Origin of the sequence: Serratia sp. 201, from assembly GCF_037027545.1 — a bacterium.
GTDB classification, from domain to species: Bacteria; Pseudomonadota; Gammaproteobacteria; order Enterobacterales; family Enterobacteriaceae; genus Serratia; species Serratia bockelmannii.
Genome location: NZ_JAXCHC010000002.1, coordinates 593,971 through 620,846 on the forward strand (window position 1 = coordinate 593,971; position 26,876 = coordinate 620,846).

Here is a 26,876-nt window from a genome sequence, read left to right on the forward strand (position 1 = left end):
CCCGTCAGCGATTCAACAGCGAGCCGGTGAAGAATTCTCTGCGCACCGGCAGCTCGCCGCGCGGGCTGTTAATGGCGCTGAACAGCAGCTCCGCGGCGATCTCCCCCAGTTTCTGCGTATCGTGATACACCCCCGGAATGTGCAGGCCGTAAGCGCCGGCGCGCGGCGGCTCGTCTATCGAGAAGAACTTCACCTGCTGATAGAGCCCCATCTCGTGGCAGATGGCGATGGCGCCCAGCGTGATGATGCCGTTCAGGCCGATGATGTAATCCGGGCGGTTCTCCGGCTGCGCCAGATAGGCGCGCACCTCGCTCTCTTGCGAGGTGAAATCGTAGTCGCCGTTGATGATGTGAATCTCACGGCCGCTGCCCTGCAGCGCCGCGACGATGCCGGCGGTGCGCGTTAGCGTAATTTCCGAATCCGCCGGGCCGCCGATAATCAAAAGCTTCTGCTCCGGCTGCTCCGCCAGATAGCGCCCGGCCAGCACGCCGATCTCGCGGTTATCGAGGAACACGCCGCTCAGCTGCTGATCGTAGAGATCGCGGTCGATCAGGATCAGCGGCACGCCGTACACCTCGGCCAGCTCGAGATAGGCGGGGCGGTAGCGCTTGTCGTCACGCACCGCCGACAGCAGAATGCCGCGCGCCTTGTAGCCGAACAGCGCCTGAATGGCGCGCATTTCCGCCTCTTCGCTGCCGTCGGTGTCGAACAGCATGATCTGATAGCCCTGCTGGCGCGCAATGCGCGACACGGTCTTGATCAGGCCGGAATAGAACGGGTTGTACATGCTGCTGGTGACGATGCCGATAATCTGGCTGCTGCTGCTTTTCAGCCCCTGCGCGAAGGCGTTGGGCACATAGTTCAGCTCTTTGGCGATGGCGTGAATGCGCTCGCGGGTTTCCGGCTTGACCAGCTCGGGCTTATTGAAGGCGCGGGAAACGGTGATATTGGTCACCCTGGCGCGGCGGGCGATATCCACGATAGTGGCATTGGGATTGGCTTTCGACACCGTCTTTCCTTGCGTTATGCCTCAACAGATCCCTTATTGTAGGGAAAGGGCGGGGGCGGTGCTAGGGGGGAGTTGGGGGGAGGGGAGTGGCGGGAAGGGAAATAATAGAATGAAATCAGGGGTAATAATGTTGCTGGTTTATTAATTGTGGGCTTAATCATTTCATGTGGCTATATTTTATTGATGGAGAGTTTGGTAAGGTGTGTTTTATGTTCGAGGTTAGGTATCAATGGCTGTTTTGTGCCAGGAACAGACGTTACTTACCTCGCGATATATTAATTTATGGTGAGCTGGTCACATGTTTGGTAAACATGTGTCAAATATTTAGTGGTGTAAGTGAATATCGACATCAGATTGCTGAAATAATGATGCAGAACGCGGCCTAATTAATTAGGGCGCAACTGCGCCCTTTAATAACCCGTCATGTGATAAACCCAATCTTTTGTCTGCCGTCTAATTTCACGACTCAATGTTTGGGGCAGTATTTCATTTGGAGTTCGGTCGCCCTTAATCCAATTAAAAGCATGATTGAACATATAAAGCAATATCGCCTCGTTATTCTCAAAGTAATCGATAGCTTCTTCTATAAGGGGAGCTCTTAGCACCAGCCTTCTATCATGAGATACAGCATCTTTCAGCTTTTCATAATCGATGAAATGATGGTTGAATATGTCAATTTCGCTATTAAAAGTTATATAGTCCTTGTGTTCATCTTGGAGGTAATAGTCTTCCTCTACAAAATTATCTAAGTCATGTTGTTCTAAATCATCTAATAATGATTTGGCGAGCCTTATCAGATCTTTGTCGGATTCTGAAAGCATTGCCATCCTCCAGGAATTTTTGGATTCAACACATAATTTATCTGAATCTGTGAAGGTGACTTTTTTGGACTGGTGTCCTTTTGAGGTTATTTCTTGAACTATTTCATCCAGACATTGTTTTGAAAATGGCTTCCAGAACATCTCAGGATCATTATGGCTATCCGCCATTACGATGGAGACCAAAACAACTTGAGTTTCCAACTGTTGCCAGTACATAAAGTCAGATAGATCGATCTGTATATCAGGGGTGTTTCCAACCGTTGATTTAATTTGAACCGCAAAAAAGTCCCCAGTTGATATTTCATCTTCAAAAATTTCAACTTGAGCATCTATGCCAACATCAATATCAAGCAATCGGCAAGGCCAATTAAAATAGCGAACTATCCAATAAGCAAAATATAGCTCACCTGCTCTTCCTGTTACTCCGGTGCTTTTGTATTTTTTCATAGCTTAGCTCATAGCTCTTCCTTTTCTCTGAGTTAGACAGGTTACACCCTAGCTAATTGTCTGCCAACTGAATGGTTAATATGAATTGCAACTGTTCCTGTAGTCACTTTCGTGAGAGCAGACCACAAAAGTGACTACTTCCGCTCTTCGCTCAAAGCTGTCGCTCTAAATGCCATCAGTCAAAGCACTCAACTAGCGCTAACAGCGATGGAGCAAAGGTGGGGAAGGGGTCACTGGGGGAAAACAACGAGCTCCGCTTAAGAACGAAAAAACAACATAGGTGATGAGCTCTACGCTCGACTACCGTAACAACACCGCTAATTTGCCAGTGATTTTCCACCGCCAATCCAAACACACCGCTAATCTAGCTGCGACTTTTCACCCACCAACCCCCCACCACAATCCCGGCAACAGCGCCAACGTCTCATCAATCAGCGCCCGTCGGTCACTGCCCGGCTTCCAGATGGTGACCATGGTTTGGCTGATCCCCTGGCTGCCGACTTCGGTGCGCAGCGTGTTGACGTTTTTCCACCGTTCGGCATGCATGTGCGTCGGCAAGAATCCCCAGCCGCAGCCTTGTTCAAGCAGGGCGCGCAGCATCTCCAGTTCGTTGGTGAAAATGGTATGCCCCGAAATTTGCAGGCGGCGCGCCACCGGCTCGTCAGAGTCCGGGTGCATGATCACCTGCGGCGTGAGCGAGAGCTCCAGCAGCGAAAGCGGCTGTTCCGCGCCGGGGAAAAGCGTTTCGGCGGCGTAGAAATCCATCTCTATAGCCCCTAAGGCGCGCCACTCCATGGTGTCGCCCACGCTGCGGTTGCGCGCCTGGCAGATGCCCAGATCGGCCTGGCCGCTTGCCAGCAGGCTTTCCGCTTCGTCGCGCGAGGCGTTAATCAGGCTCAGCCGCGTGTGGCGCTGGGCCATAGCGGCAATCAACGCCTGCAGTAATGTGCGGGGCGTAAAGGGATCGTAGACCAGCGAGATTTCCTGCGCCGCGCTCTTCGGCACGTCTTTGGCAAATGCCTCAAACGCCTTCACCTGGCGCATCAGCAGGTGCGCCTGGCGCTGCAGCTGTTCGCCTTCCGGTGTCAGGTGCAGGCTGCGCCCCTCGCGCAGGAACAGCGCATAGCCCAAGCCATCCTCGAGAAAATCAATCAAATCGCGCAGCGTCGTGCGGTCTTTGCCCAGTTTGAGCGCGGCCTTAGCCAGGCTGCCGTGCTCGGCCACGGCGGTGAAGGCTTCCAGTTGGGCAAAGGAATAAATCAGGCTCGGCACGCGGTTCCCCCGTCGATTTTGCGGGGGATTTTCCCCCATTAGGCGTTTTTTATTATAGGCCGCGTTTTTTTAAGCTGAACGCCTTCCTGAGCTAAGCGAGAAAAAATATGAAAAGCAAAGTGTTTAACCGCAGCCTGCTGGCGGGCGTTGTCATCAGTCTCTGCAGCGGTCTGTTGGCGCCCGCCGCGCTGGCCGCCTGTGCGGGCACCGAACTCAGCGCCTGTCCGGCGCCTTTCGATGCGCAATTGCCGGACACGCACAAGATGCTCACCTGGAGCCAGAGTGATCGGGTGATCGGTTTTCGTAACGACTACCGCAACTATGCCGGGGATGTGTTTCATCACGGCAATGCCGCACCGCTGCCGGCTGCCGCTAAACCGTTAAAGGACGCCAGTTATCGGGTGAATGGCAAAACCTACAGCCTGCAGGACTATCTGCAGCGCCAGAACGTCAGCGGCATGCTGGTATTGAAAGACGGCAAAATCGCCTGGAAATATCTTGGGGAGGGCAATACCGACGCCACGCTGTGGACGTCGCGCTCGGTGGGCAAATCCGTGGTCGCCACGCTGGTGGGCGTGGCGATTAAACAGGGCAAAATCCGCTCGCTCGACGATCTCATCACGCAATACGAACCCGATCTGAAAGGCACCGCGTGGGACGGCGTGACCCTCAGGCAGCTGATCACCCACACCTCCGGCGTGGCGTGGAATGAGGATTACACCAACCCGAAATCGGACTTCGCGCAGCTGACCGAGTGTGAAGCCAGGCCCGGCACCTACGCCTGCGTGCGCAAGCTGGTGGCCGGCTTGCAGCGTGCGCACCCTGCCGGGCAGAACTGGTCTTACTCCTCCGGCGGCGCGTGGCTGCTGGGCGACGTGCTGGAGCGCGCCACCGGCATGCCGCTGGCGGCCTATCTGCAGCAAAGCATCTGGCAGCCGTACGGCATGGCGAGCGACGGCGTGTGGCATGCCTACGCCAAAGGCCAGCACGACGTGGGCGCGCACGGCTTTAACGCCACGCTGGAAGACTGGGGGCGTTTCGGTGAGTTCATTCTGCATAACGGGACGTTGCCGAACGGCAAACAGATCTTGCCGGCTGATTGGGTAGCCCAGTCGGCCAACTGGACGCGGGCGGCGGGTTCGGTGTCGGCGGCGCACCCCAACGGCATTTACGGCTACCAGTGGTGGAACAACGAAGTGCCGGTGAATGCGACCAACGTGGAGCCTGTTCCACAGGCCTCCCTCAAGCATTCCCTGTGGGCGCTGGGGATCTTCGGCCAGATGATCATGGTCAATCAGGCGGAGAATCTGGTGATCGTCCAGTGGTCCACCTGGCCGCAGGCGGAGCCTTCTTTCAGCGCGCAACCGCTGGAGGCGTCGCTGATGTTTAGCGCGATAGCGAAGGAACTGCGTTAACTCTACGTAGCAAGCAGGGGCGGTTGCCATTTCGCCCCTGTTCGAAGGCGATGGCATAAATGCGCTCGTGCATATAACAGCGCGGAAATGGCGATCTGGGCTATGCTTTTCACCACACTACTTTGCGCCGAAACGGGCGTGACAAAAGTGCGACTTGTCAGGCTAGGTTGAAGTTCTTTATCGAACGGCTCTTCACAGGAGTGGTTAAATTGAAAATCGATTGGCATAGCGCATTGCTAACACGCGCTACGATCGTGGATAAAAGCTACAAAAATACGCAAAACGTCCGTCGTTTCATGGTTGAGGCGTGCGGAGAAGATTTTCGCTTCGATCGTGAGTTTATGGCATGGATACGCAATGACATGCCAAAGACGTTAGGTGATGTGGTCGATGAGTGGCGGCGTAGGCGCTCCCTCAACCTTAGCGGATAGGGTGCAACTTGCGGGCCTCTTGGTACTCTTCTTTTCTCGCAAACCTTGCCAAGATCGCCTTTGCACCAGCGCCAGGATCAGTAGCGGCGGGGTGAGCAGCCATTCAGCACCTGCTCAAAGATGTGGAATACATAGTTAGGTTCTTTGGCGATCGCGGGAAAGTGCTCTTGTTGTGAGCGGGTGCCAATGGAAACGTTACTTGGTGAAACATACATCTGGGCTGAGAAAATTTAGCCAGATGCCATCTGACAGCCCCATATAAATAACAGGCAGCTGTCAGATCTGCGTTGATGAAATTACTGCGCTTCCTTTGCCCCTTTCAAAAGCATGAGCTCGAGTATTTTCTTACACTGTTCATTGTATTCTGAGCCATCTTGGCTGTCTTTTATTTGCCGGTTTACTGCTGTTAACAGCGAAAGATTATTTATATTTACCGGATTAGGATTCGCACCCCGATTGAGCAGTAGGGCCATGTGTTCAAAGGCTGAGCTAAAAAAAGCATCCATTAATAAGGTTTGTTGCAAGGAGTCTCTGATATTAATGTCCGCTCCGTAATCCAGCATCACCTTTAACGTTTCAGTGTTTTTGGCTTTGATTGTTTGGAATACAATGGGCTCATTGAATACCTTATCTTTTGCGTTTGGCGGTAAACCGCCGTCGAGCATGGCTTTGACCCAAATCCCCTTGTCGGCTTTCATGACGAACTCCGCTGGGCTGCTTCCCCCTTCTGGTCTGGGCTGCAGCGGGTCTGCGCCAGCTTTTACCAGGTCGGTTATTATTTTCAGCCTTTCCGGCGTGTTTTTATCGTAGATTGAGTTCAACACCGACCAAAACAGCAGGGTCATGTCCGCCTTAACCTGTCGGTTCAGTTCTTCCTTGCTGACAGAGGGAAGTTTCTCTTTCAGTTTCACTTCATCGCCATCATAAATCAGCTGTGCGATGTCCAGTTGACGGCCTTCAAAAAAATCCTGTGGCTCATATTCCATGTTTTTTTTGCATCCTTGCATCATGAGAACAGTAAACAGTAACGCCATGGCCATTATCAACTTGCTCATATTCTCCCCCTGATAGTGGCGACGTCCTCGTCTTTCTGATCTTCAATCAACGTTATTGTCTGGTCAATACCGTGTTTATCGAGCAGGGTTCCTGTCCCACCGGCAAGCGTGTGCGGTATGCCAACGGCATCAGGCACCACCAGCGATGACCACTCTTTCAAGGTGAAAGGCAATGCTACGCCCCAGGGTTTTTGCAAAGCATCGGGTAGGGCATTTTTTAAAAGCTCATAATCACTTTCGTTATTAACCTCCTGTAACGTGGTTAACAGTTCTCCCTCAACTCGATAGGCCTGTATGTTCTTGGCTGAACCAATCATCTCAGCTCCGTATTTCCCTACAGTTCCATGATGGAGTCCGGCTGCATTAAACGTCCAGGCGGGTTTCCCACTGGTCATTGATGCAGCTGAGGCCATTCCCCCGCCCAATGAATGACCAGAAATATCGACGCCGGAGGAGTTCTTTACTTGTAATCCTATTTTAACCGCCTGTTTATAATAATCAGAGCTCGCCCCCATCCCCTGAGCACCATTATTTATCCAGTCATTCACATTTTTAATTCCTGACAAATCGCCCTAAGGGCCTTTTTGGCGGCGCTGCCGATTCCCTCCGGGAACTCTGGCGCTCTTGATCCTCTGAACACGACCGTTGGGTTCATCTCTTTACCAAAAACGGTGCTATCAGGTTGATATACCCTTGCCAAAAAATCCGGAGATTCATCTCTGTCGAAGAGCATATTTCTATTTAACCCAATTTTACTCAGGGCCGCATTATCGTTACTGATATCTTTCCAGCCTTCAGGAACGCCGGGTGTATCCTTTAGTGGATTCGTGGTCTTGTAGATATTCTCCGCCAGCTTTGCCTTCTCGACGGCGACATTGTTTGCCGCCAGGCGTTCCGAGGCGATTCGGGCGTCCGGATAGATACTCCGTTGCCCGCGGCCAATGAGGTATTTTCGCTCCTGCCAACGCTGCGCCTTGGTCAAGGGCTCAGACACGACCTGCTGTGAAACTCTTCCGCCCTGCACCGGGATATCCGGGCGAAGAGCCGGTTTGGCCCGCGTGACTTGTGCGGGGAAGACGGACGGGCGCGCCCGGCGGCCACCGTAAGACTTCACGGCCTCCTCGTACTGCCTCACTATCCTGTCCACCGGGTAGTTGGGCTCTTGTCTCCCCTGCGGTATCAGGTAGCCGTCGATGTCGGCGTAAAATGGTCCCATCGTCGCCAACACACCGGGCCGGGTTTCGACCGCTACGACAACGCCGCTCATCAGGTCGCTCTGCACTCTTGCGCGCAAGTTAGAGCTTATTCCGTTTTGCGTAACGCCAACTTCACGGCGGATCCGTTCACCACCGCGAAAACCAGAGAAAAGCGACAGAATGTCTTTGTCCGGCATGTATGAAAGGCCGTGACAGGCGCGGGAAGGGCTGACTATACGGGGGAATTCATCAGGTGAAATAATATCATCGGCGATATACAGCAGTTTCAAACGGGAAAACATAGTGTGTCTCTTCCTTTGCTTGCTGCGTCTTGGCCAATTCAGGCGGGCGCTCGCACTCCTTGCACTCGATGGCGCCCTGAGGGGGCATGTTATCGAACGGCAGTCAGCAGTAGCTAACGGCGCATAGGACACCAGATAAGGGATGATAACGGCTCAGGCCAATTTGTAAAGCCGGCCAATTATTAACCGGAAAGTTCTTGTTTTCCGAAGGCTGCCAGAGGGGGGAACTCCGCCGCTCAAATCGATAAACCAACGCCAGGATCAGTAGCGGCCGGGATGTGTGTCTCTATCTGTCCTTAACGCTATCAATCTTTGCCATACCAGGATTTAAAATACTTTAGGAAACTGTAGGCCACGGCATAAAACCCAGTAACGGCGCCGACTTTGCCTTCCTTCCATGCGCCGCTCAGTACGTACCATTTGAAAAACGCGCCGATCGCGCTTACGACGCCACGAAATATCGAGGGCCTGATGTCTCGGTATTTGACTACCCTTGTCGTATAGCTATTGAGCTTATTGAGTATTTCATGGAGAGAATAAAAAGTATCGTGCTTAACATTGCCGGGAATGACCGACGTGTGAATATAGCCTTCAGCGGCATCATCTACCGGAGCATCATTGAACCTGACCTGTGTTCTATTGAACAGTCGAACGGGGTAGTCCGGTGAGGAGATGGGATAAATCGTTCTGACTGGCTGCCCGAGTACAAACCAATTCCTTTTTATTCTATAGGCTTGCTGTGGTGGCGGGTTTGCCTGCGATTTGAATGTTAAAATGGACGCTATGGTTTCGGCATCAAGGATTTCGTCGCTGTCCAGGCACAGTACCCAATCATGGTGAGATTGAGAAATCGCAAAGTTCATTTGTCGTCCATGCGTTTCGAAACGATGGTAAATAGGGCTTATTCCAAAGCTTTGGCAAATAGACAGCGTTTTATCCGTACTGCCGGAGTCCACCACAATCCACTCATCCGCAATGCCCATGAGTGGAGAAAGCACCTCGTGTAATAAACGAGAGGAGTTAAAAGTCAGTATACAAACAGCTATCTTTGCCATTAACTAACATCCTTAAAAATCGCTGAGCAGGTGAGCGCGTAATGTTTTCTCTGGAATGGAAATTGCGATTCTCTTCTTATCCCTTATCAACCTCGGAAAATGCCTAACCCCGCCGATCAAACCGATAAACCAGCGCCAGCGACAATGCCAGGAGTAAAAGCGGCGGGGCGAGGGCGGTGAAGGGCGCGTTGAGGGCGAACAGCAACCCCAGATTGAGGACGATCTGGTAAGCGATGTAGGTCAGCAGCCCGATGATGACGCCGAGCGCTAATCGGCTGCCCATGCCGGGCGCGCGCGGGGCGGTGAAGGTAAACGGGATGGCCAGCAAAATCATCGCCAGCACCAGCAGGGGCTGGCCGAGTTTTTTCCACAGCGCCAGGCGGTATTCGGTGCTGGGCTGCCCCGAGCCCTGCAGGTAATCGATATAGCGATCCAGCTGTTGGAGCGAGAAGCTGCCGGCCGGCAGGGTCAGCTCTTTCAGGCTCGGCACGGCGAACAGCGAGCGCCAGAGCAGGCTGTCTTGCCGCTGAATCGTCTCCTTTCTGCCTTGCCAGCTTTTTTGCATCACGTTGTGCAGCAGCCAGTTGCCGTCGGCGGCGGTGCTGGCGCTGTCGGCGTAAATGTAAGATTCCAGCGCGTGGTTGGCCTGATAGCGGAAGATCTCAATGCCGTGGGGCTGGTCGTTCTCATCGACGGTTTTGACCGTCACAAACTCATTGCCGCGCCGCGCCCACAGCGGGTTAACGGTGACGTCGTTATCGTTCGACTGCGCCAGCGCGTTGTTCTTTATCTGCAGCGCGCGTTGCTGCAGCGGCGAAGCGGCCCATTCATCGAGGGCGCCGAGCGAGAGGTTCATCAGCAGCCCGGCGGCGAGCATCACCAGCGCGATGCGGAATATCGACATCCCGGCGGAGCGGATCGCCGTCAGCTCCAGGGTTTTAGACAGCTGCCCCAGCCCGACGATGCCGCCGAGCAGCGCGATAAACGGCCCCAGATCGACCAGGCTGCGCGGCAGGGTCATCACGGTCACCAGCAGCGCCTGCTGCCAGCGGTAGCCGCCCGGAGTGACGTCCTCCAGCTCGTTGATCAGCGTAAAGGTGGTGAACAGCGGGATGAGCAACCCGGCCGCGGCGGCGAAGCCGATGAACACGTTGCGCATTAGGTAGCGGCTAAAAATGGTCATCGGGAGGGTTTCCGCAGCAGTGATAAGTCGCGCGCCAGCAGCAGGGCGATGCCGACAGCCATTGCTATCGGCACCAGCCAAACGCCGGGGATCGGTGGCAGAGAGCCGTTGGCCACCAGCGTGCGGCAAATGTTGCCGCCATAGAAAATCACGGTAAACAGCACCGTCAGGGGCAACAGCGCGGCGTAGCGCCCCTGTCGCGGCTTGATGCGGCTAAAGGGGATCGCTAGCAGCACCATCAGTACGGTGGTCAGCCCGCGGCTCTCGCGCCATTGCAGTTCGGCGGCGTCGCCCGGATCGGCGGAACGCGCCAGCTCCGCCGGCGAGGCCGACTTGTGCCGGCTTTCGGCGCTGGGCACGAACGGTTTAAGCGCGATATCAAAGTTGTCGTAGTTCTGCCCGTTGTCGTCGGCGCCCTCACGATCAAGCACATAGGCGGTGCCGGTTTTCAGCCGCACGGCGGGGCTGGCGGGGGAGGCGTCGAGCACCTCCACCGACTGCGCGCGATACAGGTTGGTGTGATGGCCGCCGCGCACATAAATCAGGGCGTCCGTCAGGTGGTTGGCCGTTTTGTCGACGTGATTGGCGAGGATCATGCGGCCGTTGCCGCTGACGTTGAATTTGTCGGCCTGCAGGTGGCTCACGTCCAGCACCGATTGCGACTGTTGCTGCAGCTGATAAATATTGGCGTACGCCCAGGGCCTGCCATACAGCGACAGCAGCGTGACCGCGATCGCCAGCGGTACGGCGAGCAGCAGCACCGCCTTGTACAGCCGCAGCGGGCTGGCGCCGGCGGCCAGCATGGCGGTGATCTCCGCATCGCTGTACAGCTGGCTCAGCGCTACCGCCACCGAGACATACAGCGCGACGGGCAATATCATCTCCAGCGCGATCAGCGATTTATAGAAAACCACGTCGGCCACCACCCGCAGCGCCAGCGTGCCGTTGGCTGCGTCGGTCAGGTAGCGCTGGGCGGAGTAGCTGGCGAACATGAAGATCAGAAACCCGGCGATCATCATCACCAGGCGGCGGATCTCAACCGTGATATAGCGTTCAATCAAAGACATGCGTCATCGGCTCCCGGCGGCGTGCGCTTCATGGCGTTTCCTGCGCGATCAGGGTGCGCAGCAGGGCGATCACCTGGTCAACTTCCTGCGGGGTGAGTGCGCCGTCCTTCGCCCACTGCACGCGCCCGGCCTTATCCAGCACCACGATGGTGGAGCTCTCCTCCGGCAGCCGCCAGGCCATGCGCCCCAGCCCGTCGCTGTCGACGACGAACTGCGCCCAGGGGTAATGGCGTTTGTTTTTCTCGATCTTGCCGCGCACGAAGAAGCCGGAACCCGGTATCGCGTCGTCGGTGTTAACGATGGTGGTCGGCTGGAAGCGATCGCCCGGCAGGTTCGCGTCCTTAACGGCGTTGATCAGCAGCGAGTTCTTCTTTTTGGCTGAGGTGCGCCCGGCGATGTACTGGATCACCCGCACCTTGCCCGCCAGTTTTGCGCTGTCCCACGGCCGGTAGCTGAAATCGCCGTTGCGCAGCAGCAGCTCGCCGCGATCGGCGATGGCGATCGGCGCCACCGGCCGGCCATGCACGAAGTTATGCGCAGATGCCGCCAACGGCGACAGCAGCAGCGCAAGGGCCAGCAAGCGAGGTAACGTCATCATGGCTCCGTACAACCCGCTTATCTGCCCGCCGCGATGGCCGGCTGGGAAAACGACAGCGGAAAGCGCGCCAGCAGCAGCTCCAGGCGCTGGCGGATGTCGATATCCAGGATCGCCGGCCGATCATAGATATCGCCGCCGGCCAGCTTGTCCGCCACCATCACGTCATGCCGGTCACCCATCAGGCCGTTAATCGCCGCCAGGAAGCGCGAGATCTGCCGGGCCTCGCGGTTGTCCGGATCGATCGATCTCAGCGTGTCGTAAAACGAGACCTGGCGGCTGACGATTTTGCGCACGTCGTGGAACTGATGCCCGGTCAGCGCCGGGCCGGCGATCAGCGTCTGCAGCTGGCGCATCTGCTCCTGGCGGTAGGCGATAAAGCCCTGTGCGCTTTCCAGGCGGGTGTGGCGCAGCGCATAGCGCACGTAAGACCATACCGGCTTGCTGAGCAGCAGCCGCAGCAGGTTGCCGTACAGCGTGAGGTTCTTCTGGTTGCCGTTGCGAAACGCGTCCTGAAAATGGCCGAGCACCACGGTGGTGGTGTGGAACAGGCGGTTGGCGCGGTGGGGCGCACCGTACAGCTGCTGAGCGAAGCGCAGGTGCTTGTAGCGGGCGCGGATATATTTGTAGCGCATGCGGGTAGCCGCCGCCAACTGCGGGTCTTGCAGGAAACCGTTCACCAATTGCAGCAGCTCGCGGCGGGAAAAACCGTCTTCCCAAAACTGCAGGCACAGCGCGTAGTTGTCCCGAATGCTCTCGGGGGAGCATTCCAGATCGATCTGCTGCGGCAGGCTGATATTCGCCTCGACCAGGTCATCCTCTTCCACCGCGACAAACAGCGCCTGGGTGGTTTCGGCGGAGAACTTCTTCCAATTCGTGATAGCGGTCATTGATTACTCTCTTTGGGCACATTCAGCCCCAACATAAAGCGATTGCGGTAGGCGCCGATCGTCGGTATCAGGGATAACAGCACGTCTAAACATTGCCCCAGTAAATAAGCGAAGGCGGCGCCCTGCACGCCGAAGGCATACGCCATCGACACCAGCAGCGCAATGTAGGCCGCCGAGGCCGTCGCCTGCGCGATCAGGAAAGCGCGCTGCTTGCCTGCCATAAACAGTAAGGATTCCTGCGGGAAGCCCATCATGGAGACGATGATCGCGCCCAGCATGATTTGAATCAGGTCATAGGCTTCCAGGTATTGCTGCCCGAAGACGGCGGAAATGAGCGGTTTGCCCACCAGCAACATCAACACCGCGACGGCCAGGCCGATGCCGCCGGCCAGCAGCGAGGAGCGCAGGCCCAACAGCCACGGGGTCTTGGTGCGCGGATCCAGGCGCATGATCTCGGGATAGAAGCTTTTTTCCAGCAGCTTGGCCGGGGTGCCCGTCGCATCGAAGAAGGTCATGGCGATCTTGAACAGCCCGGCGGCGGCCGGCCCGAGCACCACGCCCACCAGCACGGTGGTGCAGGAGTTGCGCGCGGCCCAGATGGTATGGGCGATGTTGGTGGTCCAGACGAAGTTCCAGGCGCCCTCGATGCGGCGCGCGACGTTGAACAGGCGTGGCCTCAGCGCGCCGTGGATATCGCGGCGGCGCAGTTCGCGCGCGGTGAACCACCAAAACAGCGTGCCGCCGATCAGGTTAGAGGCGTACCAGGTGACGATAAAGCCGGGGAACCCCAGATCGAAATAATAGGAGATGACGCTGCCCACTGCCTGCAGGAACGGCTTGATCGCCTGCTGGATGGCGATGAGATCGAAGCGGTTGAAGGCGCGCAGCACGCCGGTCGGCGTGGACGAGGTCATCGACGGGATCAGGGTGCAGTACAGCATGGCGAGCCAGAAGCTTTCGCTGTCCAGCCCCAGGGCGTGAGACAAGAACGGCAGCATGATCATGCCGCCCAGCACGGCGATGACGCCGCTGGCGATATCCAGGCCAAAGGAGAAGGCGACGACGTCGCGGAAGCGCCCGGTATTTTGATGCTCCAGCGCCGGGGTGCCGAATTGCACCACAAACTGCCAGGTCTGGAATTTGATGAAATCGCTGACCGCTTTGGTGTAGGCCTGGATCACCACCAGCACGCCGAACATTTCAGGCGACATGCCTTTCCCGGCGCAGGAGAGCGCCAGCAGGCCGAGCAGCGCGCTGGCGACGCTGCCGGAGCCTAAATAGGCGGCATTACGTAAAATGGAGCGAAACGCGCCATCGGAAAACCACCGTTTCATAACCAAAACCAGCCGTTATCGTTGTTTTGCTGCACTTTTTGTTCCGCCGTCATGCGCTTGCCCTGTATGCGTTTAATAAACCTGAGTTTCTTCGCCGGCGTTTTCGCCGGGTTGCCCGATATCGCTCTGTGGGCGCTTCGCGGGATTCACTACGGCGGAAATGGCGTTGAGCGCGTTGCTCAGCACCTCGTCGTAAGGGGCTCTGGCGTCCAGCTCGATGATGCGCGCACCGTTGTACTGCAGGCGCACCATAGCGGCGATCTTGTCTTTCAGCTCTTCATAGCTGTGATCGGGCTTGCGGGAAAATGCCGTATCGACGTCGATATCAAGGCGAATGATCAGCGCCGGCCGATAGACGGCCATGCGTTGATATAAACGGCGTTCGCGCGCCGCCAAGCGGCTCAATAGCCAGCCTTTTGCGCGTTCCACGCCGATGCCGGGCCCATCGTAGTAAAAACCTGAAATTTCCGCCTGCGGGTAGCGATCGCTGACCACCAGCACGCCGCTCTGCGCCAGCCGTCGCACCTTGCGCAGGTTGGCGGCGCGCCACAGCGAAAAGCCGTACATGATCAGCGCCGCCCACAGCGCCGGCGGCCTGTTGCTCATGCGCTGGGTTTTATCGGATTTGGCCGCGAGGCGCCGTTCCAACCACACGCCGATGAACGGCAACTTCTTGATTTTGTCGCCGTCTTCGCCGGAGATCAGCCCCAAATAGCGGCGCTCCGTGGGGCGATGTTGCTGCAGGTTTTTCACCAGATCGGCGGTCAGCGTGGACTTGCCCGTGCCGTCGCTGCCCACCACGGCAATCAGCCCGGTGATGCAGGTGGGAGAGGTATCCTGTTCGGCGGTGAGTTTATTTTTTTTCATCTGTTTCGGTACGAAAAGGTTATTTGGCGGCTAGGCATTGGCGGCCCTCAGCGATATTTTAACGGCGCGCAGTGAGGCATCGAAAATACGGTTAGCCGGCTCGCGGCCGTCTAAATCCAATATGTTAGCGCCATTAAACGTCAGGTGCGGGATGACGGCGATCTTTTCACGCAACGCCGCCAGCGAGTGATCGGGTTTACGTGAATAGGCCGTTTGTTCGTCAATATCCAGCCGAATTAATAATAAGGGCTGATAAGACGCCATCCATTGGTACAGCTTTTGTTCGCGCTTTCTCAGCCAGCGGATCCAGCGATTGCCGCCGGCGGTTTTCGCCAGCTGCGGGCCATCGAAACGAAACCCCGCCACTTCGGCCTGCGGATAACGATCGGTGATCAGCAATGCGCCGCTGCGGCTTTTCTTCAGCATGCGACGGAATTTATAAACGCGCCAATAGGAGAGTAAAAAAATTACCAGCGCCGTGGCATTATCCGGCGGTGTGGAAGGGCGCTCATGCACGCGTTCCGATTTCTTCAGCAAATAACGCCCGAAGGGCGCGCCAATAATCGGCAGCGAACTGATCCATTCGCCGATGCGCCCGGAAGACTGGCCGAGATACAGCAGTTCGGCAGGTTCTTGTGCCGATAACGCGTTGACCAGGCTGGCAGCTAACGTGGATTTTCCCGAGCCGTCACAGCCGGTTATCGCTATTACGCGCACGGGCGAGCGATCAGATGAAGGTCTTATCTGCTGACTCACAATAATTGATCCAATGCGAAAAAAACTATTGTATTCCAATACGCCTTGGGTTCAAGATATTTATTGTGCTTTGCTGCGATAAAATAATGAGATTGGTATTCTTGTTCGCTATTTGAATTGATATTTATGGCGTTCGTTCTTGTTATTTTGTGCTAATTTTTCGTGCGCGCGCCGGTTTCGCTTTTTATGTTAATTCCCGGCAGGGCTCACGATGAAAAAAGAGCAGAGGTTTTCAATTTTCGCTTAATATTTTGTGCTTTTTGGCGCCGCGCTACGGTAAATTTTTTCACGTAGCCGCCACGGCAATGATAAGCGATAGGTCGCTTCAAATATGGCACGCCGTTTCTGGTGTATTGAAAGAGAGTCTTATTATGAGTGCAAAATTTCCGCCGCTGATTGCGGTTATCGGCAGCGACGGATCGGGTAAGTCCACCGTTTGTGAACATCTGATCGCGTATATGAAACATTATGGCCCGGCGGTGCAAGTGCATCTGGGCAAACAGGCGGGCAACGTCGGCCGCGCGGCGGCGAAATTGCCGCTGCTCGGGCGCTCGGTGGGCAAGGCTATCGAGAGTAATACCAAAAAAGTCAAAACGAAAAAATCCCGCATCGGCCTGTTGCCGTCGGCGGTGATCATCGCTTTCGTGGGGCGGCGGCTGCTGCGTTTCCGCCGCATGCTGGCGTACCGTCGGCAAGGGTTCATCGTGTTGACCGACCGTTTTCCGCAGGCGCAAATCCCCGGCGCTTACGACGGTACGGTTTTTCCCGTCGACGTGGAAGGGAGCCGTTTTGTCCGTTGGCTGGCGGCGCGCGAGCGGGCGGCGTTCCAATGGATGGCGGGGCAAAAACCGGATCTGGTACTCAAGCTGAATGTCAGTCTGGACGTGGCCTGCGCGCGTAAACCCGATCACCGCAAAGCGGCGTTGGAGAAGAAGATCGCCGTCACGCCGTTATTGACGTTCGAAGGCGCCGACATCGTGGATCTCGATGCCGATCGGCCGATCGAGGAGGTGCTTTCGGCGGCGGAAAAAGCCATCGGGGAATTTATGGCGGCGCAGGGTTATCGCTATTCGGCTGATGGGGTATCAACGGCTGCGCACTGAGGTGCGCAGCGATTCGGCAGGGCGGCGATACCATTTTGGCACCGCCGCCGCGGCCGAGAGGGAAGGCTTTATTTTTTCAGCGCCGCAAAGGCGCGCACGATGGCGTCTATCTCTTCATCGCTGTGCGCGGCATTGACGCTGCAGCGCAACAGGGTGACGCCCGCCGGCGCGGCCGGTGGCAGCACCAGGTTTACATACACCCCGTGGGCGATCAGCTCGCGCCAGAAACGCAATCCTTCTTCTTTTGAACCGATCATCACCGGCACCACCGGGCTGATGCGCGGCCCCAGGGTATACCCCAGTTCGGCGAGGCCGTGGTACAGACGGTGCGCGTTGCTCCACAGCTTTTCCCGCAGCTCGGGATGGCGCGCGATTTTTTGCAGCGCCGTGCGCACCGATGCGATGCTGGACGGCGACGGCGAAGCGGTAAAGATATACGGCCGGCTGCTGTAGCGCAGCACGTCCATCCCTTTGCCGCCGACGGCGAAACCGCCGATTGAAGCCAGGCTTTTGCTGAAGGTGCCCAGGATAATATCCACGTCTTGCTCGACGCCGAGCGCTTCGGCCAGGCCGCGGCCGTGCTCACCCATCACGCCGAAGGAGTGCGCTTCGTCGACCAGCAGATAGCCGCCGAGCCGCCGCTTGATATCGACGATTTCCACCAGCGGGGCGACGTCACCCAGCATGCTGTAGATGCCTTCCACGATAATGATCGCCTCGCGGGCCCGCTCGCCCAGGCGCACCATGCGGCGCTCCAGATCGGCGGCGTCATTGTGGCGGAAGCGAATAATCTCCGCGCCGCCGAGGGCGCAGGCGTCGTAAATGCTCGCGTGGCTGTCCGCGTCGATCAACACCACGGCGCCCGGCCCCGCCAGGGTGCTGATGACGCCCAGGTTGGCGGTATAGCCGGTGGAGAAAACGATGGCGCTTGGGCGATCGAAGAACTCCGCCAGCTCCCGTTCCAGCGTCAGGTGCGATCCGTAACTGCCGTTCGCCATGCGCGAGCCGGTGGTGCCGGTGCCGAGCGCGGCCAGGGCCGCCTGGCCGGCGGCGATCGCCTGCGCATCGAACGTCAGGCCAAGGTAATTATTGGTGCCTGCTAGGACAATCTTTTGATCGCCGATGCGCCCCTGGGTGGCGGAATAGACTTCGTCGATGCAGGTGCCGAACGGATTCAGACCGGACGTTTGAAATTGCTCACGGTCATTGGCGAGCCGCGCAAACTTATCATACAGTCCCATGGTTTTTCTCCAGATAAGGGCGCAGCGCGTCAAGCAGTTGCTCCGGCGTTCTGACATCAAGCAATATATTGATAGGAATGGAGATATCTAATTCATCTTCCAGCATCATCAGCAGATCCAAGACTCTGATGGATTCCAGGCCAAGATCATTGACGAGATCGCTATCAGGTTTTATTTCCACTCCGCCTTCGACGATACCTTGCAAACACGTCAGGATATAATCCATTACAGCATCGCGATTTAGCATAAGAACGTTGACACACCTCTAATTGGAATAATTAAAACAGCCCTTCGCGCAGTGCGCGCTCCAAACTTACCTGTGGAAACCAATTAATCTGTTGCGACAGCGCGTGATTACTGGCGGACCAGTCGTGATGCGTTAATTCGCGTATTTTGCTGCGCGTCAGCATCGGCTCTTGTTTGACCAGGCGGTTCCACACCACGCTGATATCCGCCAGGGCTTTCAGCAGCGGCAGCGGAATGCTCACCAGACGCACCGGCCCGTGACGCACGGCGGCGCCGATGTCGCGCAGGCGCAGCCAGTTATAGCCTTCGGCCACGCCGTCGCACAGTTCGTAAATATTCGGCTGCGCGGGTTCGGCCTGCACCCATTGGCTGACCGCCTTTGCCAAATCGCTCACGTGCAGAAAAGTGAGCTTGGCCTCAGGCGCGCCCAGCCGGGGCAGTACGCCGCGCAGCAGGCCGTTGAACAGCGGTTTCAGCTCTTTATCGCCCGGCCCGTAAACCGCCGTTGGGCGGAAAATCCCCAGCGCGATATCGCCGGAGGCGGCGATGAGTTGCTGCTCGGCGGCCTGTTTTGAATGGGCGTACCAGGACAGCGCCGGATGGCGGGCCGCCAGCGACGACATGAACAAGAAACGATTGCAGCGGCCGTTTTGCCTGGCCGCCTGCATCAGGTTCAGGCTGCCGGTGACGTTGCAGCGGGTGAACACCGCTTCCGCATGCCCGCGCACCTGGCCCGCACAATGCACGACGTATTCTGCGCCGCGCACCAGCTCGGTGAGCGAGGGCCGATCTTCCAGCGCGCCGGGGATCCACTGCAGGTTGTCCGCAGCGGCTTTTCCGGCTTGCCGCGTCAGGGCGCGCACGTTAAACCCTTGCGCCAGCAGTTCCTGGACGATATGCCGGCCGATAAAGCCGGTCGCGCCCGTCACTGCGACGGTGCCGCTCATTGCGCGAAACCGGCCAGCTGCGGCATTTGCGGATAGAGCGAAGCGCTCAGCCAGCGTTTTTTGGCCTCCGCACGGGCGGGTTTGCCCGATGACGTGCGGGGAATGCTGTGCGGCGGCAGCAGCTCGATGTCCACCGCAATGCCGAACTCGCTTTGAATGCGCGCGCTCAGCGAATGCACGATTTGTTCCCGGCGTTCTTCCGAACTGACTCGGCACTGGATTTGCAAAATGATCCTGGCCGCTTCGTCGTGTTCTTCAGTCACGAAGGCAATCGCATCGCCGGAACGGATTTCCGGTTCGGATTCCGCGACGTACTCGATATCCTGTGGCCAGATATTGCGGCCGCGAATGATGATCAAGTCCTTCTTGCGGCCGGTGACGTACAGATAGCCGTCCAGCAGGTAGCCCAGATCGCCGGTATCCATCCAGCCGGTCACCTGAATTTGCTTCTGAGATTCATCGTCGCAGAAATAGCCGTTCATCAGGCTGGGGCCGGAAATCGTGATATGGCCGACCTGGCGCTCCGGCAGCGGTTGCCCGGTTTCGCTGCGGATCTCGATGCGGTGGCCGGGCAGCGCACGGCCGCAGTTGACGAAGGTCGAGACGGCGCGGGTTTTTTTGCCCGGCGCGACCGCTTTACCCTCGTACTCCAAAATATCGCGGTCGACCGCGTTGGTTTGCGGGCCGGAGCAAGGATCGGAAAAGCTCACCGCCAGGGTGTTCTCGGCCAGGCCGTAACACGGCATGAAGGCTTTGCTGTCGAAGTTGATGCTGCTGAAGTGTTCGCCAAACTGGCCGAGCAGCTCGGCCGGGATCGGCTCGGCGCCTACGCCGGCAACCCGCCAGCTGGAAAGATCCAGATCGGCCAGCTCTTTGGCGTTGCTGCGGCGTAGACACAGATCGTAGCCGAACGGCGGGGCGACGGACACCGTGCCGCGATTCTTGGCGATCAGTTTCAGCCACTGCATCGGGCGCATGGCGAAATCTTGCGTGCGCAGATAATCGACGGACAGCTGGGTCGCCACCGGCGTCAGCAGGAAACCGACCAGGCCCATGTCGTGATAGAAGGGCAGCCATGAAACGCAGCGATCGCCCGCACGCAGCTTGATCCCGTCGCGGCTGATCGCGTTCAGGTTCGCCATGGCCGCCCGCTGGGTAATGATCACGCCGCGCGGGAAGCGGGTGCTGCCCGAGGTGTATTGGAGGTAGGCGATATCGTCGGGCGAAGGCGCGGGCAACGCGATCTCCGGCTCCGGCAAGGCGTTAAAATCCTCGTCGCTGAGGATGTGCATCGCCGACGTGTTTTCCGTGGCTGACGCGATGAGCGGTGTCCACTCTTCGCTGCTGATGATCGCCGCCGGGTTGCAGCTGGCGATCAGCCCTTTCAGTTTGGCGGTGTAGGAGTCGCGCTGGCCCACGCCCATCGGGATCGCCAACGGTACCGCCACCAGGCCGGCATATTGGCACGCAAAAAAGGCTTCGACGAATCCCGCGCTGGTTTCGGCGATAAGCGCCACGCGATCGCCTTTCTTGAGCTTCAGGGACAATAAGCGCCGCGCGCCCGAGATCGCTTTTTGCTGCAGCGTGCGATATTCGAGAACGGTCACGAGTTGATTGCGACGGTCGTAAAAATTCATTCCCGTATTGCCCAGCGCCGCGTAATCCAACGCGTCCACTAAAGTGGGGAAGTCCGCATAGCGCATAGGAAGAGAATGAACGGAACTTGTTTCAGACATAGACAAACTTAGCCATAGATTAAAAATCACCAAAAGAGAAAAATCACTCTTGGCGAGGTAATTGATGTTTTACTATGAATAGGTTTTTGAATAAGTTTGTTATTCAACCATCTTCATTCCGCGAACAGCGTATATTGCCGTGCTTGAGCGGCACGCCGGTTATTAACCGGTCAGAGCGCGAGTAGCCCGTGCTATCAGCCTGAACGGCACCCCGGCGATATACGAGAGGCTATTGTAATATCCGGGTTTCGCCGTTCTTTAGTCTGCATCTGTCGGGCAGGAAATAACTGTCGGCTCATAGGTTATGACCTCATGCATGGCTATCTTGGAACTTAAACACTTCCTAAACAGTATGCCGCAAGAAATCCAAAAGTGAACGATTCATTTAAGGCTAATCTTAAAAAGAGCATTAAGTGGTAAAGATGGCGGCACACCTCCTGATTAAAGTCGGTACACTAAAAACGGCGAGTTTCTTTTGCCATAACAGCACGAAATAATAAAAGAGCACCATTAGCGTAGCCTGGCTGCGCCGCTTTCTGTTTCCTTTTTTTATCAATTATGGACATCACAGGGTGAATGTAGAGCCAATAATGCGCTGATTCACAGGGGGTAATATTCGGTTTTTCTTATCATTGAACCGGAGGCAATACACAATCCAATAAAAGAGAACAGCATAAAAAATGCTAAAGGCGTTGTCGCGCGCTCATTTAATTATTTTATTAAAACGTAAGGCTATTTATGATCCGTATTGAGAAAGTTCTGGATAAACGCGAACTTAAAGAATTTATTGCTTTCCCCTCGCAACTGTTTCGCGATGATCCGAACTGGATTGAGCCGCTGCATATCGAGCGCGAAGAGCACCTGTCAAAGAAGAATCCCGGCACCGACCATATTGAATGGCAGGCATGGGTGGCCAAAAAACATGGCAAAGTCGTTGGGCGCATCACGGCGCAAATCGATTCTCTGCACCGGGAGCTGCATGGCGAGGATACCGGCCACTTCGGCATGATTGACGCCGTTGACGATCCCGCCGTTTTCAGCACCTTATTCACGGTCGCGGAAGAGTGGCTGAGATCGAAAGGCGCGCGTAAAATCACCGGGCCATTCAGCCTCAATATCAATCAGGAAAGCGGCCTGTTGGTCGAAGGGTTCGATACCCCGCCTTCCGCCCTGATGACGCACGCGAAACCCTACTACGCGGCCCAGATAGCGCAACAGGGCTACAGCGAAGGGATTGATTTGCTTGCCTATTGGATGAAAAGAACCGATCTGCATTTTTCGCCGTCGCTGACCCGGATGATGGATCAGGTGCGCAAAAAGGTGACCGTGCGCCGCCTCAATCGCAAGCGCTTTCGCGAGGAGATGCAGGTGCTGCGCGAGGTGTTCAACTCCGGGTGGCAGCATAACTGGGGGTTTGTCCCGTTCACCGAGCATGAGTTCGCCACCATGGGGGATCAGCTGAAGTTTCTGGTGCCCGACGATATGATCCATATCGCCGAGGTGGATGGTGCCCCCTGTGCCTTTATTGTCGGCCTGCCAAACATCAACGAAGCGATTGCCGATCTGCAGGGGCGGTTATTGCCGTTCGGTTGGGCGAAGCTCTTGTGGCGGCTGAAAGTCAGCGGCGTGCGCACCGCGCGCGTGCCGTTGATGGGCGTGCGTCAGGAATATCAATTCAGCCGCATCGGGCCGATTATTGCGCTGTTGCTTATTGAGGCGCTGCGCGAGCCTTTCGCGAAGCGCAATATCGACGCGCTGGAAATGTCGTGGATCCTGGAAACCAATACCGGCATGCGGACGATTTTAGAACGCATCGGCGCAGTTCCCTATAAGCGCTACCGCTTGTTCGAGAAAACGCTTTAACCGGCTGATAACGCATCGCCTTTTCACGTTCTCAGAATAATAACCGCGGCAGGGTATTTTCGGGCGGTGCCGTTTCAGGGGCAGGGTGACGGCGCGTGAGGGAATGCATCGCCTCCTGGAAGAGAACAGTTAAGGTCCTTAATTAATAAACTCGTGATAAATTCACGCCGCGTTATTTATTCGCGAGTGATTGTCGCAGTCTTGACGAGAGCAGATTGTATGCCTGTGGAAAAGAAAAAAGGAATAAGCCGATTAACCTACAGCATAAGGAATTCCTGGGCCGGGTTTATTGACGCCGTGCTTACCGAAGATGCGTTCCGCCAATTATTGGTTATTAACGCCATTTTACTGGTTGTTACATTTGGTTTAGATATTACAAATATAGAGCGGCTGTTATTAATCACCTGCAGTTTTCTGCTATTGGTGGTTGAACTGCTTAATACGGCGATTGAAACCGTGGTCGATCGCATTTCGCTGGAATTACATCCGTTATCCAAACGCGCCAAAGATTTGGGCGGCGCAGCGCAGCTGGTGGCCGTGGTGATGACTATCATTATTTGGGGAATGGTGCTGCTGGGGCGATAGGGGCTTTGGTGGCTCAACCAGCAAGCCGGTTGCCGTGGCGATATAAGCGGTTATCATCGTTGTTTTGCGTCCTCTGCCATTTCAGCAAGGAGAGTTGGCCGTTATGCCCGTGAATTTTGATCTCAACGATCTTTATGCGTTTCGCGCGCTGGTGGAGTACGGCAATTTTCGGCTGGCTGCAGAGTCCATCTGCCTGTCGCAGTCGGCATTGAGCCGCAGGATTGAGAAGCTGGAAAACGCGCTGGGCATCAAATTGTTCGACCGCACCACCCGGCGCGTGACCTTGACGCTGTACGGGCAGGCCTTCGCCGAACGTTCGGAGCAGTTACTGATGAACGTCGAAGCGGTGATGGCCGATATCGATAAGGTCAGCCAGGAGCGGGTGGGGCTGGTCACCGTCGCCACGGTGCCATCGGCGGCCTACTATTTCATGCCCGACGTGATACGCCGTTTCCGGCTTCGCTATCCGCGCGTGCGCGTTAAGCTGATCGACGGCAGCGCAGGCAATGTCATCGAGGCGGTCACCGGCGGCCAGGCCGATTTCGGCATCTGCTTCGCCGGGCGGCTGCAGCCTAATCTTGAGTTTGTGCCGTTGGTGGGGGACGTCTACGTGGCCGCCTGCCGGCGTGACCATTCGCTCGCCGGTAAAAAGACTCTCACCTGGCGGGAGTTTTATCAGCAGGATTACGTGTCGCTGGATAAAACCTCCGGCAATCGCAATCTGCTCGATCAGCGCCTGGAACACCTCGTGCCGGAACGCCCCAGCGTGTGTGAAACTCGCCATGTGACGACCATGCTGGGCATGGTTGAGGCGGGCATCGGCATTGCCGCCGTGCCCGCCATGTCGATGCCCGCTTCAGAGCATTCGGTGTTGACGTCGGTACCGCTGGTCGATCCGGTGGTGAAACGCACCGTAGGCCTCATCAGACGCGGCGGCCGCATGCAGTCTTTCGTCGCCGCCGAGTTGGAAAAGCTGATTACTGAACAGTATCACTCTGCCTGACCGGCTGCGGCGCCGGCACGGTTCGCATGCCGGTCGCACGAATGGTCGGCTGCGCCTGAGAGGAGGTGAGGAAGTCCAGCAGCGCTTTGCCTTCGCGGCGGTGCTCCGCCTTGGCGGTCACCGCGCCCGCGAAGCGGGTGATGTACTGCACGTTTTCCGGCAGCTCGCCGATAAAGGTCACGCCCGCCACGGGCAGCAATTCGCTGACCTGCTGGAAACCCAGCGCGTATTTCCCCTGCGCCACTTCAGAGGCCACCGGGATGCGCTCAACCTTATGCGCCTTTCCTTTCACCTGTTCCTCGATACCCAGCTTTTTAAACAGTTGGCCGCTGACATAGCGGCCGCTGGCGCTGTCGGAATAGGCGAAAGAGTCCGCCTGCAGCAGGACATTGCGCAGGTCGGCATCCGTTTTTACCACCGGCTTGGGCGCGCCCTGTTTGACCACCATGCCGATCGGCGAATCGGCCAGCTCCACGCGCGAACCCGGCTGGGTCCAGCGCTCTTTTTCCAGTTGGGTGAGCGCGTCGCCCACCATGATCAGCACATCGGCTTGCTCTCCGCGCGCTAACCGCGCGGGGATCGCCTGCGGCGTTTTGCCCATCGAGGGGCCGGACACCAGAATGATTTTATCGCCGCTTTGGGCTTCATACTCCGGGGCCAGCTTCTCCAGCGCGGCTTTGAAGCCGCCGGAGATCATCACGGTCACGTCTTTGGCCAGCGCCGCCGTACTGCAGGAGGCGCACACCAGCGCGGCGAGGATCGAACGAGTGAGTTTTAGCATGACATCATTCCTTTTGAGATGGCGGCTTAGCGCGCGGTTTGCAGCGGCATGGCGATGCGGCGATACATATACAGCGTCGCCAGCAGGGCGCACAGCGCGGCGAAGCTCATCCAGTAGCCCGGTGAAGCCTTGTCGCCGGTGTATTCGATCAACGCAGTGGAGACTACCGGCGTAAAGCCGCCGAACACCGCCGTCGCCAGGCTGTAGGCCAGCGAGAACCCGGCCACCCGCACTTCCGTTGGCATGATCTCCGTCAAGGCCGGGATCATCGCGCCGTTGTAGAGGCCGTAAATGAAGGACAGCCACAGCAGCACGGCCAGCATCATGCTGAAGCTGGGGGCGGCGGCGAGCAGGCTCAGCGCCGGGTAGGCGGTGGCCAACGTCAGCAACGTCATGGCGACCAGAACCGGTTTGCGGCCGAAGCGATCCGACAGCGCGCCGCCGATGGGCAGCCAGATGAAGTTGGAGATCGCCACCAGCAGGGTGACCAGCAAGCTGTCTGAAGCGCTGAGCAGCAGCACCTTTTTGCCGAAGGTCGGCGCATAGACGGTGATGAGGTAAAACGCGGTGGTGGTCATGGCGACCATCAGCATGCCGGCGATCACCACCGGCCAGTTTTTCAGCAGGGTTTTAAACACGTCGCGCATCGCCAGGTGGTGACGGCGAGCGGTAAATTCCTGCGTCTCTTCCAGCTTGCGGCGCAGGAAGAAGATGAAGGGAACGATCAGGCAGCCAAACAGGAAAGGCAGGCGCCAGCCCCATTCGCGAATGGCGCTTTCTTCCAGCGCCGCATTGAGCGCGAAGCCCATGGCTGCCGCCACCATGATAGCCACCTGCTGGCTGCCGGACTGCCAGCTGGTGTAGAAGCCTTTACGGCCCGGCGTGGCGATTTCAGCCAGATAGACGGACACGCCGCCCAGCTCCGCGCCCGCCGAAAAGCCTTGCAACAGACGCCCGCACAGCACCAGCAGCGGCGCCCAAAGCCCGATGCTTTGGTAAGAGGGGATCAGCACGATCAGGAAGGTGCCTGCGGCCATGATCGACAGGGTCACGATCAACCCTTTGCGGCGGCCGACTTTATCGATGTAAGCACCTAGCACGACAGCGCCGATCGGGCGCATCAGAAAACCTGCGCCGAATACCGCGAAGGTCATCATCAGCGAGGCGAACTCGCTGCTGGCCGGGAAAAAGGTGTGTGCGATGTAGGTAGCGTAAAAGCCGAACAGGAAAAAATCGAACTGCTCTAAAAAGTTGCCGGAGGTGACGCGCAGTATCGCGCCGGTTCTGGCCCGGGTGGTCATGGGTGAGGTAGAGGAATGCATCTTTATCTCCAGTTTGTTATTGGCGCTTGACGCCGCGCCTGTTGCTGAAGACTCGCTCAGGAAAATAAAGTAAATAAGCGCAATAAACGCATGGCGCGATGCGTTTGACGCATCAATCGGCGTTAACAATGTTGCCTAACCCGATGTAACGTGGCGTTAACAAGTTTGTCGCTCATTGCCCGCTGCGCAGAACGCCGAAAACGTTATGCGCTTTTTGTGACAGGGTTCATAAAGGGGCGGCGGGGAAGCGCCCCGTGCCTCTGAACGATTGTTCGATACCGTACGTAAAAAGATGAATACCTCGCACTGCGTTTGCAAAATACGTGGATGTACGTTCAGCCTTGCAGTATCCAC

The 26,876-nt window shown here is 56.9% G+C and carries 26 protein-coding genes; 6 read left to right on the forward strand and 20 right to left on the reverse strand.

Going from position 1 to position 26,876, the window contains the following annotated elements:
* Nucleotides 1-4 precede the first annotated feature (4 nt).
* The 3 genes from WA302_RS11095 to WA302_RS11105 all read right to left on the reverse strand — a co-directional run bounded on the left by WA302_RS11095 (nucleotide 5) and on the right by WA302_RS11105 (nucleotide 3,549).
* Nucleotides 5-1,009, reverse strand: coding sequence for a LacI family DNA-binding transcriptional regulator (locus WA302_RS11095; RefSeq protein ID WP_004935582.1), 1,005 nt, complete (start codon nucleotides 1,007-1,009; stop codon nucleotides 5-7).
* Nucleotides 1,010-1,419: 410 nt separating this feature from the next.
* Nucleotides 1,420-2,277 (reverse strand): DUF4365 domain-containing protein, encoded by an 858-nt coding sequence (locus tag WA302_RS11100; protein WP_197832525.1) that lies wholly within the window; start codon nucleotides 2,275-2,277, stop codon nucleotides 1,420-1,422.
* 378 nt (nucleotides 2,278-2,655) lie between these two features.
* Nucleotides 2,656-3,549, reverse strand: coding sequence for a LysR family transcriptional regulator (locus tag WA302_RS11105; protein ID WP_336063887.1), 894 nt, complete (start codon nucleotides 3,547-3,549; stop codon nucleotides 2,656-2,658).
* Between the two features lie 107 nt (nucleotides 3,550-3,656).
* On the opposite strand from WA302_RS11105, the gene WA302_RS11110 reads away from it, so the two are divergent.
* Together WA302_RS11110 and WA302_RS11115 are read left to right on the forward strand one after the other, a co-directional pair.
* Entirely contained in the window at nucleotides 3,657-4,964 is a 1,308-nt protein-coding gene (locus WA302_RS11110; protein WP_197832527.1) for a serine hydrolase domain-containing protein, read from the forward strand.
* A gap of 209 nt (nucleotides 4,965-5,173) precedes the next feature.
* A complete protein-coding gene (locus WA302_RS11115; RefSeq protein ID WP_049209284.1) occupies nucleotides 5,174-5,395 on the forward strand; it encodes a DUF6434 domain-containing protein in 222 nt (73 codons plus the stop codon).
* A gap of 296 nt (nucleotides 5,396-5,691) precedes the next feature.
* Here the strand turns inward: WA302_RS11115 and WA302_RS11120 are convergent, their stop codons facing one another.
* The 11 genes from WA302_RS11120 to WA302_RS11170 all read right to left on the reverse strand — a co-directional run bounded on the left by WA302_RS11120 (nucleotide 5,692) and on the right by WA302_RS11170 (nucleotide 15,695).
* The gene (locus WA302_RS11120; RefSeq protein WP_060447915.1) at nucleotides 5,692-6,450 is read right to left on the reverse strand and encodes an ankyrin repeat domain-containing protein; all 759 of its coding nucleotides are present in this window, start codon (nucleotides 6,448-6,450) and stop codon (nucleotides 5,692-5,694) included.
* Nucleotides 6,447-6,998: a hypothetical protein gene (locus tag WA302_RS11125; protein ID WP_264383653.1), complete on the reverse strand. Its 552-nt coding sequence runs from the start codon at nucleotides 6,996-6,998 to the stop codon at nucleotides 6,447-6,449. Before WA302_RS11125 ends, WA302_RS11120 begins: the two co-directional genes overlap by 4 nt.
* Nucleotides 6,995-7,948, reverse strand: coding sequence for a hypothetical protein (locus tag WA302_RS11130; RefSeq protein WP_264383652.1), 954 nt, complete (start codon nucleotides 7,946-7,948; stop codon nucleotides 6,995-6,997). The genes WA302_RS11125 and WA302_RS11130 overlap by 4 nt, the downstream gene beginning before the upstream one ends.
* Nucleotides 7,949-8,253: 305 nt before the next feature.
* Complete coding sequence (locus WA302_RS11135) at nucleotides 8,254-9,003, reverse strand: glycosyltransferase family 2 protein (RefSeq protein WP_043143064.1); 750 nt, start codon at nucleotides 9,001-9,003, stop codon at nucleotides 8,254-8,256.
* A gap of 103 nt (nucleotides 9,004-9,106) precedes the next feature.
* On the reverse strand, nucleotides 9,107-10,186 hold the full coding sequence (lptG, locus tag WA302_RS11140) for an LPS export ABC transporter permease LptG (protein WP_197832528.1): 1,080 nt from the start codon (nucleotides 10,184-10,186) through the stop codon (nucleotides 9,107-9,109).
* On the reverse strand, nucleotides 10,183-11,253 hold the full coding sequence (lptF, locus tag WA302_RS11145) for an LPS export ABC transporter permease LptF (protein ID WP_089181118.1): 1,071 nt from the start codon (nucleotides 11,251-11,253) through the stop codon (nucleotides 10,183-10,185). The genes lptG and lptF overlap by 4 nt, the downstream gene beginning before the upstream one ends.
* A gap of 28 nt (nucleotides 11,254-11,281) precedes the next feature.
* Complete coding sequence (locus WA302_RS11150; protein WP_197832529.1) at nucleotides 11,282-11,848, reverse strand: YtfJ family protein; 567 nt, start codon at nucleotides 11,846-11,848, stop codon at nucleotides 11,282-11,284.
* Between the two features lie 20 nt (nucleotides 11,849-11,868).
* Nucleotides 11,869-12,738 carry a hypothetical protein gene (locus WA302_RS11155; RefSeq protein WP_197819200.1) on the reverse strand — a complete coding sequence of 290 codons (870 nt, stop codon included), beginning with the start codon at nucleotides 12,736-12,738 and terminating at the stop codon, nucleotides 11,869-11,871.
* Nucleotides 12,735-14,072 carry a lipopolysaccharide biosynthesis protein gene (locus WA302_RS11160; protein WP_004935553.1) on the reverse strand — a complete coding sequence of 446 codons (1,338 nt, stop codon included), beginning with the start codon at nucleotides 14,070-14,072 and terminating at the stop codon, nucleotides 12,735-12,737. The genes WA302_RS11155 and WA302_RS11160 overlap by 4 nt, the downstream gene beginning before the upstream one ends.
* Before the next feature lie 72 nt (nucleotides 14,073-14,144).
* Entirely contained in the window at nucleotides 14,145-14,939 is a 795-nt protein-coding gene (locus WA302_RS11165; RefSeq protein ID WP_043143074.1) for a hypothetical protein, read from the reverse strand.
* Nucleotides 14,940-14,969: 30 nt separating this feature from the next.
* The gene (locus WA302_RS11170) at nucleotides 14,970-15,695 is read right to left on the reverse strand and encodes a hypothetical protein (protein ID WP_197835858.1); all 726 of its coding nucleotides are present in this window, start codon (nucleotides 15,693-15,695) and stop codon (nucleotides 14,970-14,972) included.
* Nucleotides 15,696-16,066: 371 nt separating this feature from the next.
* On the opposite strand from WA302_RS11170, the gene WA302_RS11175 reads away from it, so the two are divergent.
* A complete protein-coding gene (locus WA302_RS11175) occupies nucleotides 16,067-16,798 on the forward strand; it encodes an ATP-binding protein (RefSeq protein ID WP_025303502.1) in 732 nt (243 codons plus the stop codon).
* Between the two features lie 68 nt (nucleotides 16,799-16,866).
* On the opposite strand, the gene spt is transcribed toward WA302_RS11175, so the two are convergent.
* Genes spt through WA302_RS11195 form a run of 4 tightly spaced genes read right to left on the reverse strand, consistent with a single transcriptional unit; the run spans nucleotide 16,867 to nucleotide 20,968 of the window.
* Nucleotides 16,867-18,039 (reverse strand): serine palmitoyltransferase, encoded by a 1,173-nt coding sequence (gene spt, locus WA302_RS11180; protein ID WP_025303501.1) that lies wholly within the window; start codon nucleotides 18,037-18,039, stop codon nucleotides 16,867-16,869.
* Nucleotides 18,026-18,286: an acyl carrier protein gene (locus tag WA302_RS11185; protein WP_015378483.1), complete on the reverse strand. Its 261-nt coding sequence runs from the start codon at nucleotides 18,284-18,286 to the stop codon at nucleotides 18,026-18,028. The genes spt and WA302_RS11185 overlap by 14 nt, the downstream gene beginning before the upstream one ends.
* A 31-nt stretch (nucleotides 18,287-18,317) precedes the next feature.
* Nucleotides 18,318-19,232: an NAD-dependent epimerase/dehydratase family protein gene (locus tag WA302_RS11190; protein ID WP_025303500.1), complete on the reverse strand. Its 915-nt coding sequence runs from the start codon at nucleotides 19,230-19,232 to the stop codon at nucleotides 18,318-18,320.
* Nucleotides 19,229-20,968 carry a fatty acyl-AMP ligase gene (locus WA302_RS11195; protein ID WP_038629655.1) on the reverse strand — a complete coding sequence of 580 codons (1,740 nt, stop codon included), beginning with the start codon at nucleotides 20,966-20,968 and terminating at the stop codon, nucleotides 19,229-19,231. The genes WA302_RS11190 and WA302_RS11195 overlap by 4 nt, the downstream gene beginning before the upstream one ends.
* Nucleotides 20,969-21,706: 738 nt before the next feature.
* On the opposite strand from WA302_RS11195, the gene WA302_RS11200 reads away from it, so the two are divergent.
* The 3 genes from WA302_RS11200 to WA302_RS11210 all read left to right on the forward strand — a co-directional run bounded on the left by WA302_RS11200 (nucleotide 21,707) and on the right by WA302_RS11210 (nucleotide 24,419).
* Entirely contained in the window at nucleotides 21,707-22,831 is a 1,125-nt protein-coding gene (locus WA302_RS11200; protein WP_043143083.1) for a hypothetical protein, read from the forward strand.
* A 219-nt stretch (nucleotides 22,832-23,050) separates the two neighbouring features.
* Nucleotides 23,051-23,416: a diacylglycerol kinase gene (locus tag WA302_RS11205; RefSeq protein ID WP_004935528.1), complete on the forward strand. Its 366-nt coding sequence runs from the start codon at nucleotides 23,051-23,053 to the stop codon at nucleotides 23,414-23,416.
* A 103-nt stretch (nucleotides 23,417-23,519) separates the two neighbouring features.
* Entirely contained in the window at nucleotides 23,520-24,419 is a 900-nt protein-coding gene (locus WA302_RS11210; protein ID WP_025303496.1) for a LysR family transcriptional regulator, read from the forward strand.
* Here WA302_RS11210 and WA302_RS11215 read toward each other — a convergent pair.
* Both WA302_RS11215 and WA302_RS11220 read right to left on the reverse strand, forming a co-directional pair.
* Nucleotides 24,394-25,200 (reverse strand): substrate-binding domain-containing protein, encoded by an 807-nt coding sequence (locus WA302_RS11215; protein ID WP_127146097.1) that lies wholly within the window; start codon nucleotides 25,198-25,200, stop codon nucleotides 24,394-24,396. The two genes, WA302_RS11210 and WA302_RS11215, sit on opposite strands and share 26 nt — an antisense overlap.
* Before the next feature lie 26 nt (nucleotides 25,201-25,226).
* Nucleotides 25,227-26,522 carry an MFS transporter gene (locus WA302_RS11220; RefSeq protein ID WP_043143090.1) on the reverse strand — a complete coding sequence of 432 codons (1,296 nt, stop codon included), beginning with the start codon at nucleotides 26,520-26,522 and terminating at the stop codon, nucleotides 25,227-25,229.
* Nucleotides 26,523-26,876: the final 354 nt, after the last annotated feature.

Coding starts and splice junctions, on each gene's coding strand:
- WA302_RS11100 (WP_197832525.1), bottom strand. CDS start 2,277: ATGAAAAAATACAAAAGCACCGGAGTAACAGGAAGAGCAGGTGAGCTA.
- WA302_RS11110 (WP_197832527.1), top strand. CDS start 3,657: ATGAAAAGCAAAGTGTTTAACCGCAGCCTGCTGGCGGGCGTTGTCATC.
- WA302_RS11120 (WP_060447915.1), bottom strand. CDS start 6,450: ATGAGCAAGTTGATAATGGCCATGGCGTTACTGTTTACTGTTCTCATG.
- WA302_RS11130 (WP_264383652.1), bottom strand. CDS start 7,948: ATGTTTTCCCGTTTGAAACTGCTGTATATCGCCGATGATATTATTTCA.
- WA302_RS11135 (WP_043143064.1), bottom strand. CDS start 9,003: ATGGCAAAGATAGCTGTTTGTATACTGACTTTTAACTCCTCTCGTTTA.
- lptG (WP_197832528.1), bottom strand. CDS start 10,186: ATGACCATTTTTAGCCGCTACCTAATGCGCAACGTGTTCATCGGCTTC.
- lptF (WP_089181118.1), bottom strand. CDS start 11,253: ATGTCTTTGATTGAACGCTATATCACGGTTGAGATCCGCCGCCTGGTG.
- WA302_RS11150 (WP_197832529.1), bottom strand. CDS start 11,848: ATGACGTTACCTCGCTTGCTGGCCCTTGCGCTGCTGCTGTCGCCGTTG.
- WA302_RS11155 (WP_197819200.1), bottom strand. CDS start 12,738: ATGACCGCTATCACGAATTGGAAGAAGTTCTCCGCCGAAACCACCCAG.
- WA302_RS11160 (WP_004935553.1), bottom strand. CDS start 14,072: ATGAAACGGTGGTTTTCCGATGGCGCGTTTCGCTCCATTTTACGTAAT.
- WA302_RS11165 (WP_043143074.1), bottom strand. CDS start 14,939: ATGAAAAAAAATAAACTCACCGCCGAACAGGATACCTCTCCCACCTGC.
- WA302_RS11175 (WP_025303502.1), top strand. CDS start 16,067: ATGAGTGCAAAATTTCCGCCGCTGATTGCGGTTATCGGCAGCGACGGA.
- spt (WP_025303501.1), bottom strand. CDS start 18,039: ATGGGACTGTATGATAAGTTTGCGCGGCTCGCCAATGACCGTGAGCAA.
- WA302_RS11185 (WP_015378483.1), bottom strand. CDS start 18,286: ATGCTAAATCGCGATGCTGTAATGGATTATATCCTGACGTGTTTGCAA.
- WA302_RS11190 (WP_025303500.1), bottom strand. CDS start 19,232: ATGAGCGGCACCGTCGCAGTGACGGGCGCGACCGGCTTTATCGGCCGG.
- WA302_RS11195 (WP_038629655.1), bottom strand. CDS start 20,968: ATGTCTGAAACAAGTTCCGTTCATTCTCTTCCTATGCGCTATGCGGAC.
- WA302_RS11200 (WP_043143083.1), top strand. CDS start 21,707: ATGATCCGTATTGAGAAAGTTCTGGATAAACGCGAACTTAAAGAATTT.
- WA302_RS11205 (WP_004935528.1), top strand. CDS start 23,051: ATGCCTGTGGAAAAGAAAAAAGGAATAAGCCGATTAACCTACAGCATA.
- WA302_RS11210 (WP_025303496.1), top strand. CDS start 23,520: ATGCCCGTGAATTTTGATCTCAACGATCTTTATGCGTTTCGCGCGCTG.
- WA302_RS11215 (WP_127146097.1), bottom strand. CDS start 25,200: ATGCTAAAACTCACTCGTTCGATCCTCGCCGCGCTGGTGTGCGCCTCC.
- WA302_RS11220 (WP_043143090.1), bottom strand. CDS start 26,522: ATGCATTCCTCTACCTCACCCATGACCACCCGGGCCAGAACCGGCGCG.